Origin of the sequence: Inquilinus sp. CA228, from assembly GCF_052078665.1 — a bacterium.
GTDB lineage: Bacteria > Pseudomonadota > Alphaproteobacteria > DSM-16000 > Inquilinaceae > Inquilinus.
The window spans coordinates 1-9,644 of sequence record NZ_JBQJIK010000137.1 but is presented as its reverse complement, the minus strand read 5'-3'; the positions used below and the strand labels follow the sequence as shown (position 1 = coordinate 9,644).

General features: G+C 64.3%; 7 protein-coding genes. 5 read left to right on the top strand and 2 right to left on the bottom strand.

The annotated features are described in order from the left end of the window. Positions 1–1,182 (bottom strand): type VI secretion system Vgr family protein (locus tag ACTOWL_RS36815; protein WP_441326276.1); only part of this gene is annotated, 1,182 nt, incomplete at its 3' end. A gap of 92 nt (positions 1,183–1,274) precedes the next feature. After that, positions 1,275–4,181 carry a type VI secretion system Vgr family protein gene (locus ACTOWL_RS36810; protein WP_441326275.1) on the bottom strand — a complete coding sequence of 969 codons (2,907 nt, stop codon included), beginning with the start codon at positions 4,179–4,181 and terminating at the stop codon, positions 1,275–1,277. A gap of 140 nt (positions 4,182–4,321) precedes the next feature. Between ACTOWL_RS36810 and ACTOWL_RS36805 the strand changes: the two genes are divergently transcribed. The 5 genes from ACTOWL_RS36805 to ACTOWL_RS36785 all read left to right on the top strand — a co-directional run bounded on the left by ACTOWL_RS36805 (position 4,322) and on the right by ACTOWL_RS36785 (position 9,233). Then, positions 4,322–4,687 (top strand): DUF4280 domain-containing protein, encoded by a 366-nt coding sequence (locus ACTOWL_RS36805; protein WP_441326274.1) that lies wholly within the window; start codon positions 4,322–4,324, stop codon positions 4,685–4,687. A gap of 340 nt (positions 4,688–5,027) precedes the next feature. Beyond that, entirely contained in the window at positions 5,028–5,558 is a 531-nt protein-coding gene (locus ACTOWL_RS36800; protein ID WP_441326273.1) for an Hcp family type VI secretion system effector, read from the top strand. A 508-nt stretch (positions 5,559–6,066) separates the two neighbouring features. Beyond that, complete coding sequence (locus ACTOWL_RS36795; protein ID WP_441326277.1) at positions 6,067–6,462, top strand: efflux RND transporter permease subunit; 396 nt, start codon at positions 6,067–6,069, stop codon at positions 6,460–6,462. A 145-nt stretch (positions 6,463–6,607) separates the two neighbouring features. Beyond that, entirely contained in the window at positions 6,608–8,767 is a 2,160-nt protein-coding gene (locus ACTOWL_RS36790; RefSeq protein WP_441326272.1) for a cation:dicarboxylate symporter family transporter, read from the top strand. Between the two features lie 70 nt (positions 8,768–8,837). Beyond that, on the top strand, positions 8,838–9,233 hold the full coding sequence (locus tag ACTOWL_RS36785; protein WP_441326271.1) for a hypothetical protein: 396 nt from the start codon (positions 8,838–8,840) through the stop codon (positions 9,231–9,233). Positions 9,234–9,644 lie beyond the last annotated feature (411 nt).

Below are 9,644 nucleotides of genomic sequence, written 5' to 3'. Positions count from 1 at the left end.
GGCGCGATGGTGGTCGGGGTCGGGGGCGTCGATCATGGCCGGCATGACCCCGGCCATGATCGGACGGGGGGTGCGGCGGGGGCTGCGGTAGGGGGTGGCGTGGCGGATCGCCGAGATGTGGTTGCGGTAGCCGATTTCACCCGGCTCGCCGCCCTCCCAGAAGGCACCGGCGACAAATTGCGTGCCGGCGTGGCGGACCGCGGTCGGCAGGTATTCGTGGTTCCAGGTCGAGCGGAAATGGTCGTGGAGGCTGAACTGCCAGCCGGCGCTCATGAAGATGCAATCGGACTGCATCTCGAACACCTCGCGCTGCGCCTGCCATTCGTCCGAACGGGCGCGCGCGAACAGCTCGCCTTCCTCCGGCGTGTTGAAGTTCGCGGCGTACTCCACGTGATGGCCGAAATCGCCGTGATGGAGGTCGCGGCCCAGCCTCAGCGCCAGCTCGGGCCGCTGGTGGTTGTAGTCCTTGAGCCGCACCGATCTGGGAATGGGGCGGAGGCGCCGTCGGACCGCCTGGACGCCGGCCATCCGGCCGAGGATGGGGCCGGCCGAGCGCCTGAAGGGCAGATGGTGATGCTCGGGGTTCAGGCGCGGCAGGAGGCGGTGGTTGTCGGTGAAGACGACCCTCTCCTTCAGTGGACCCTGCTCGAAATAGTAGAAGATCCCCCAATGCTCGATCAGCCGGTGCAGGAAGTCGAGATCGGTCTCGTTGTACTGGACCCAGTAGCTGCGGGCCGGGTACTTGTCGGCCGTCATCAGATGAAAGGCGAAGTCGTCGCTGGAGAGGCCGAGCCCCTGCGGGGACTGGAGCAGCTGGCCGACAACGCCGGCGACGTCGAGGGCGCGGTCGGTGCCGAAGCTGCGGCTGTTGCGGGACAGGCCGAGCAGCCAGAGCCGGGGCACCAGGACGAACTGGTAGCTGTAGTGCCCGCCGGCCGCCTCGGCACCCTCGTGGAATTCGGCGATGACGCCGTGGATTTGCCGCTCGCCGGCAGCGGATCTGAGCGAGAAGGTGGCGGCGCGGGCGACCAGGTCCTCGACCGACAGGGTCTCCGACCGGGAGATCACGTCGATGACGAAGCGGTAGGGCCGGCCGATCTCCTCCTCGCCCTCGAAGCGCACCACCTGGATGACGCCATCCGGCAGGCCGAAGATTGATAACGCAAATTCTATCTCAGCCATGACGCATCTCCCACGCGGCGGGCATCGGTGCGCCGGCGTCAACGGCGATCGAGGTGTCCCAGGGCGGCAGTCCGGCGTTCGTGATCATCCTCTTATCCTCGGTTTGCTCCGGGGGGCCCGGATCCCTGGTTCGCCCGGCCAGCGTGCTGGCTCACATTCACTCTGGAGGCGGTGACCTGGCCCTCGACCTGACATTCTCCGTGGATCTCAACGTTGCCGTTCATATAGATATGATTTGAGTGGGTAGTTGAGTTCCCATTTCTATCCAGTCTAAATGATGCATCTTGACCGCGTTCATTGCGGACCCACATATCAGTTGCATCGGCGGTGAGACTGATGGCGGAGGCGTCTGCCTCGAATAAGATGCCGGTGCGGCTAATCCGTATGCGGGATGTTCCGACGGAGAGGCTGATAGCATTCGGCTCGATCTTGATGGTGGGGTCGTCGTCCGGATTCTGTGCCAGTCTTCCCCCGGTGAGCAGCTTGTATTCGCCGACCATCGCCTTCGCCAGGAGAGCGGCGGAGGTGGTGGCGGCCGGAGCGGCGATACGCGCCAGGATCGCCGAGGGCAGATTGAGGGCGGATTGTGGAAACCCTCGGATGAACTTGGTTCCGACTTGGTTGACCAGATCCGTGAGCACGGCGGCGTAGCTGGCGATCCGCGCCGCGAGCTGGACCTTGGCGAGGAGGGCGACATTCTTGGCGGCGATGCCGTTCCCGATGCGTGGGCGGGAGCCGAGGACGATCGTGTGCGGCGTGAAAAAGGTCTGACCGATGGTGGAGAAGCTGCCTTCGGTGCCCAGGCCGATGGAACCGTCGCCGCAGATGATATGCTGCGAGTAACCGGAGGAATAGTGGATGATTTCGTTACCGGAGAACGACTTGTAGGTCGCCGCCGTCGAGACCGACAGATCCAGGCCAGTATTGATTCTGTAGGACATCTTGGTGCTGTAGTCGACGCTGGTTCCCGTAAACGAGTTGAGGGAATTCGTAATGGTCCCGCTGAATTGCCGCGACCACAGCGAATCCCAGATGCTCGGCTCCTCGGATCCGTCTTCAGGCTCGTCCTCGGACCCATTCGCCTGGTCGCCGGTATCGGTTGTCGTGGCGTTCGGGGCCACGCTGGCGTCGCCATACTGTTCGATGTTGAGGACGAGGCCGCCCGGGGCGAAGACCTTCTGGTAGAAGGGACCGGTGACGACCTGGCTGTACCAGCCGCCGACCTCGGCGGCGTAGTTGCCGCCGACGACATGGGTCTCGGACTTGCCGGTGGTGGTGGTGCGCTGGTCGGGGGTGAAGGACATGATCCCGGCATAGGCCTGTGAGGTCAGCTCGGGGGGGCGGCCGCATTTGGCGTCGGTGCCGAACTCCGGCGTCGCCAGGATCGCCCGCTCGACCGCGGTATCGGCGGTCGGGACGTCGCCCATCCGGAGATAGTCGGGCGGCGCCGCCTCCGGCACCGGGACCTGTATCGACAGATAGACCGGCCCCACCGCCTCGCTGGCGGGGATGCCGTCGTTCATGATCAGGGTGGTGCCGGCCAGGGTCTGGATCCGGTTCTCGGTCGGGTTGCGGCTGGTGACCGGGCTGATCGTGCGCGAATGCGGCACCGTGCCGAGGATGATCGGCCGGTCGGGGTCGCCGTCCTCCCAGCCGAGCGCGACCTCGGTGCCGCGGGTCAGCGGGAAGTGCAGCCCTGCCTGGGCGCCGGCATAGGGCTGCGCCATGCGGGCGACGGCCGTACGCTGGCGGGCGTCGCCCAATCCGGCCATGTCGAAGTTGGCGACGACCTTGTAGCGGCCCTCGGCGTCGAGGACGGCGCGATCGTTGCAGTCGTCCGGGGCGTCGATCATGGCCGGCATGACCCCGGCCATGATTGGGCGAGGGGTACGCCGGGGGCTGCGGTAGGGGGTGGCGTGGCGGATCGCCGAGATGTGGTTGCGGTAGCCGATTTCACCCGGCTCGCCGCCCTCCCAGAAGGCGCCGGCGACATACTGCGTGCCGGCGTGGCGGACCGCCGTCGGCAGGTATTCGTGGTTCCAGGCCGAGCGGAAGTGGTCATGGAGGCTGAACTGCCAGCCGGCGCTCATGAAGATGCAGTCGGTCTGCATCTCGAACACCTCGCGCTGCGCCTGCCATTCGTCCGAACGGGCCCGCGCGAACAGTTCGCCTTCCTCCGGCGTGTTGAAGTTCGCGGCGTACTCCACGTGATGGCCGAAATCGCCGTGATGGAGGTCGCGGCCCAGCCTCAGCGCCAGCTCGGGCCGCTGGTGGTTGTAGTCCTTGAACCGCACCGATCTGGGAATGGGACGGAGGCGCCGTCGGACGGCCTGGACGCCGGCCATCCGGCCGAGGATGGGGCCGGCCAAATCCCTGAAGGGCAGATGGTGATGCTCGGGGTTCAGGCGCGGCAGGAGGCGGTGGTTGTCAGTGAAGACGACCCTTTCCTTCAGTGGACCCTGCTCGAAATAGTAGAAGATCCCCCAATGCTCGATCAGCCGGTGCAGGAAGTCGAGATCGGTCTCGTTGTACTGGACCCAGTAGCTGCGGGCCGGGTACTTGTCGGCTGTCATCAGATGAAAGGCGAAGTCGTCGCTGAAGAAGCCAAGCCCTCGCGGCTCCCGGAGCAGCTGGCCGACGACGCCGGCGACGTCGAGGGCGCCGTCGGAGCCGAAGCTGCGGCTGTTGCGGGACAGGCCGAGCAGCCAGAGCCGGGGCACCAGGACGAACTGGTAGCTGTAGTGCCCGCCGACCGCCCTGGCACCCTCGTGGAATTCGGCGATGACGCCGTGGATCTGTCGCTCGCCGGCAGCGGATCTGAGCGAGAAGGTGGCGGCGCGGGCGACCAGGTCCTCGGCCGACAGGGTCTCCGACCGGGAGATCACGTCGATGACGAAGCGGTAGGGCCGGCCAAGCTCCTCCTCGCCCTCGAAGCGCACCACCTGGATGGCGCCATCCGGCAGGCCGAAGACCGAAAGCTCGAACGCGATCTCAGCCACGCCGTTTCTCCGTTCGCCGGATCGTCGACGGCCTGGCGGCCGGCACGGTCGTGGCACGCTTCCTGCTAGATCTCGTTCGTGTCGCAGCCGCACCTTGCGGCTCGACGATCCCCCCAAACCAGCTAGGGAAGATCGACGCGATGGCCTTCCTCCTCACACTCGGCAGTTCCCTGAAATGCCAATATGGCCTGACCCCTTCGGTGCTCGTCGGACCACCGACCCCGGCACTGGCGGAGGGGATGCCGGTCGCGACCATGGATATGACGCGTCCGGTGGAGAATATCGTGACGTTCGGCACCTGCCGTTCGCCGATGAATCCGGTGTTTGCCGCAACCGGAATTCCCGGCCCTTGCATGCCCGCTCCAGTGGGTCCGTGGGCGCCGCCCGCCCCCAATGTCATCGTCGAGGGGCGTCCCGCCGCGATGGTCTCGAGCCGCTGCGTCTGTGCGCTCGGGGGGGAGATATCGGTCATGCAGTCACCCAACAGGGTCGTTGAAGCGGTCTGACCCTCCAGTGGTTCAAGCAAGGGGCGTGCCATGGCTTCGAGAGGCTGAAGGCGCACCGGTACACGGCGCGCCGCCCCACGGGCGGGCCATGGTCGGATGCCCCAAGGGCTCCGGTGTCAGATCCGTCACCTTTGCGCAGAGTCCTGCGCAACTGTGCAGAGGATTTCCCAACTCGCCTCGTGCAGCCATGAAGGATCCGCCATTGATGAAGAATCCCGCTCTACCAGCGCTTTGTCCGCCTGCGGAGGACGCCCTTTGGCAGTTGGCACGATTCTTGAAGTCAGTGGGTTTCGTCCCATCCGACGTCTTGGATGGCATCACCAAGTGAAGGAATTTGCGAATGCCGACTCCGGCCTACCTGACAATCACCGGCCAGAGCCAAGGGCCGATCTCCAAGGGCGCCAACACGGCCGACAGTGTGGGTAACGCCTATCAGCAGAACCATCCGGACGAATGCCTGGTCCAGATGTTCGAAAACCACGTCGCGATCCCGCGCGATCCGCAGAGCGGCCAGCCGACCGGCCTGCGCGTGCACGAGCCGGCCAGCTTCACCAAGGCCTATGACAAGGCATCGCCGCTGCTGTGGCAGGCGTTGGCCAATGGCGAGACTCTAGAGCTCAAGATGGCCTTCTTTCGGACATCGCTGGCCGGCCAACAGGAGAAGTATTTCGAGATCTCGTGGACGGATGCCCTTCTGGTCGAGGGCAAGGGGTTTGTCTATGACTGTCTTGATCCCGATACCAAGAACTATCCGCATATGGAGACTTGGTGCTTCAGCTATCGTGCAGTCCAATGGGAGCACGTGAAGTGCGGCACGGTCGGGTCCGATGACTGGCGGCAGCTGAACACGAGCGGGGCATCCCGGGCTTAACCTCCGGATGCAGGAGGGGAGCCTGGTCGCAAACGATGCCTTGCCGTCGTCTTCGGGTGGAGTGTCGTCGCGACGGCCCGTGGTCGAGGCTGACGTTTGGACGGGATCCCCCTCTGCACCGTCCGAAGCCGACCTCGATCGATCCCGCGCTCCGGCTGCGCCATTTGATGGCTGGGGCGCGGGACGCATCGCGGCTGCGTGGTTCGGGCGTGTGGCGTCGACTGCGTCTTGATGGGCGTGGACCGTTTCGCTGCGGGCTTGATCGACCCATGCTCGTCACCCGTCTGAAATCTCTGGTCGGAAAGCGCGACGTGTCCCGGCCGTGGAACCGGAAGGCGGCTGTCGGCCCGCACCCTCGATGGCGGCCGCCCGACCATGCCGACGGCGCGGATGGATCTTCGACTGTCGAATTTCATGAGGTCGCGATGACGGAGAGCATGGCGTATTCGTCGAGACGCGGCTTTCGTATGAAGGCAAGCCCACCTCTCGTTCTCCTCCTCCTCGCCGCCTGCAACGAATCCTCCGAGAAGCAGGCCCGGGCGCCACCGATGCCGCCGCCGGCCGTCGGCGTCGTATCGTCGAGTTCGCCAAGGCCAAGCGCGAGGAGGGGTCGTCGATCGCCGATGCCGCGATCGAGGGCGCCGCGCTGCGCCTCCGGCCGGTGATGATGACCAGCTTCGCCTTCATCCTCGGCCTGGTGCCGCTGGTGACGGCGGCGGCCAGCCGGCGCGGCGTCGGCACCTCGGTGTTCGGCGGCATGATCGCGGCCTCGGCGATCGGCATCTTCCTGATCCCGATGTTCCACGTCACCCCGCAGCATGTCCGCGAACGGGTGCATGAGAAACTGCTGGGCGGCTCGATCGCCCCGTCGCCGCGGGCCGAAGCCTCGCCGGCCGCGAAATGATCGACACACTGCGGGGACGAACAAGCGTATCTGGCCGACGCGTCGGCGGCGAGGCGGACCGGATCGCCGGACCGTCGCCATGACAGGCAAAGGACAGGCGATCGCATCGGCCATGCTCCGGAGATGGATCAGGATCGACACGTCAATGCTGATCCTCGCCGGGCTGACGCTCGGCATCGCCGCGGGTCTTTTCTTCGGTGATGCCGCCGCCGGTCTCGACATTGTGGGGCAAGCCTTCATCCGCCTCCTCCAAATGTCCGTGCTGCCCTACATGGCCGTCGCCCTGATTCTTGGCTTCGGGACATTGGCCCCCAGCGACGCAACCACCATGGCGCGTCGCGGCGGCCTTCTGATCGTCCTCTTCTGGGGCACCGGTCTGGCCGCCATCTTCGCCCTGTCACGGGCGTTCCCGGCGGTAGAGCATGCGGCCTTCTTCTCCACGAGCCAGCTTGCGCCGAGCGAGGACGACAATCTCCTCGACGTCTTCATCCCAAGCAATGTCTTTAAGGCTCTCGCCGAGGGCAGGGTTCCGGCGGTGGTCCTGTTTGCGACGCTATTCGGCGTGCTCTTGATCAAGGTGGAAGAGAAGCAGAGTTTCATCGCCGGACTGGCCGCGATTCAGGAGACGCTCGAGGGCATCTCATATTTCATCTTCAGGCTCTCGCCCATCGGTATCTTCGCGCTGACCGCAAGTCAGGTGGGAACGCTCGAGTTCGAGCGTCTGGAGAATCTTGAAGTCTATCTTGCATGCTACGCAGTGGGCGCGGCGCTCGTTGGGCTCTTTATCCTGCCATTTCTTGTCGGACGGCTGCTCGGTCGCCGTTACGGCGAGGTGATGGGGGTGGTCCGCGGGGCGCTGATCCTCGGCTTCACCTCGGGCAACTCGCTGATCACGCTGCCGCTCATCGAACGGGCGGTGAAGATGCTCTTTCGCGATCAGGCCGCCGAGGACAGCGTGGCCTTCCGGGAGGTGGGGGTGCTCATTCCCGTGGCCTACAATCTGCCAACAATCGGAACGCTATTCTCGCTCCTGTTCATCCTGTTCACCGGCTGGATGTACGACAAGCCGCTGGACCTCCCGCAATATCTCCATTTGGCGCTCGCGGGACTGTTCAATCTCTTCAGCGAGGTCGAAGTGGCGATGCCGTCGCTGCTGGATTTCATGAAGCTGCCGGGAGATAGTTTTCAGTTATTTCTGGTATCGGACGTGCTCACCGACCTGTTCGAGGCCGGCCTTGATGTGATGAGCATCTTCGCGCTGACGAGTCTCTACGTCGGAGCCCTGACCAAGAGCATCGTTCCCGGCCGGGCGCGCAAACTCCAAACCGCAGTGATCATCTGCCTCGCGCTTGGTGCCACAATCGGCGTGATGCGGATCGGTTTGAGCCAGTTGATCGCCACCGTGCATACAGAGAAGGACGTGCTGATGCGGCTGAGCATCGCGTCACCGGTCGAGGCCACGGTGTCGACCGATCCGCCGCCTGGTCCCGCGGCCATCGGATCGAAGACCGAACCTCCGGGCAGCGCGCTCCGGCGGATCTTGGGGGATGGCGTCCTGAGGGTCGGGTACAACGCCGAGAGTCTCCCTTTCGCCTACCTCAACGGTGATGGGCAACTCGTGGGATACGACATCGCAATGGCTCATAGCCTTGCTCGAAGCCTCGGCGTCGGGCTCCGGTTCGTGCCGTTCCGCTATGACGGCATCCCTTCAGATCTGGCGTCCGGCCGCTACGACATTGCCATGTCCGCCGTGTCGACGACCTTCGAGCGGCTGCGCCAGATGGATTTCAGCCAACCCTATATGACGCTGCATCTCGCGCTCGTCGTGCCCGACTACCAGCGCCGGCATTTCCGGACGCGGGCGGAGATCGGCCGTCTTGGCCCTCTACGGATTGCAGTGCTGCGCGGCTCTGCCTATGTAGCGGCCCTCCGCAGCTATCTTCCGGATGCAACTCCGGTCGAAATCGACGATCGGAAGAGCTTTTTCGAGGGAAGCGTGGCGGATGCGATGCTGACGACCGCCGAGCAGGGCGCTGCTTGGGGGCTGCTCTATCCAGCCTATACTGTCATCGTTCCCGATCCAACCATCGGCGAGGATTTCCTCGCCTATCCAGTGGCACGGGGGAGCCCCGACCTCCTGATCTACCTCAATCAATGGCTGACAATGGAGAGGCAGAGGGAGGAAACCACAAGCGCCTACGACTATTGGATCCTTGGCAAAGAGGCGAGGTCAACGGCACGGCGGTGGTCTATCCTCCACGACGTCCTCCATCTGGATGGTCAGGTGCTCGGGAATGCGCCATGAGGCTTGACTATGAACACTCGCGTGGGGCTCAAGATTGTAGTGGTGCCACTCTTCAAGATAGGGAGGTGTCGTGCAGCAGGATGAAGGAAAGGTTTGCCGAGTGGGCTTCCGGCCCTCGGTGGATGAAACAGCGAGCGCGTTCGGGACTGGGCAGACGAGTTCGGTTGCCGACATCTATCCCGGCCTATATAGACAACCCGAAACGATCGACCGCCTCTGGTTCGATCGGTTTCGGCAGGCGATGGCCGCCGAGGCCGATCTCTTCGCCCGGCTCATGGGGTGCAATGATCCAGGTCGAGCGATCTTCCTGTGGAATGCGTGGCTGCTTGAGCAGACGACCGAATTCGTCAAGAGCAACCAGCGCCTCGCGAGGACATGGCTGGACTTCCATGCCGGCTCTATGAGCCTCAAGGTCCCACCGGGCGCGGCGGATTCAGCTTCGATGGAACCCACTGTTGGCTGTTGATCCTCGGCACATCCGCACCGGGAGATCCTGAAGCCCTGCGCGTCCGCTCGGGAATGGGCTGAAGGGCAGGAGGAGAACTTTTGCCCTCTTGCGCCGGTCCAGCTTGTAGGTCGAGTGCTCCAGATTCTGCTTCATCGAATTGAGGCACGCTGATCGCGGTCCCGACAGGTATTGTGCCGAAGGCCCAGCGCTGCCGTCTCGGCCTTTTTTTTGCGGATCGTGGCCGAGCTACTCGACCACGACCTCTTCGTGCAGCGGCGCATATAACTGCTCGCGCATCCATCTCAGAGACCGTTTGGAAATTGCGGATGGGGGCTTTCTCGGCGAGCGAGGATATGATTCAAGCTATGGATGTGGACGGAACAGAGCCGTGGCCGGATGGCCGAGATCGCAAAGAAGACCAAGCGCTAT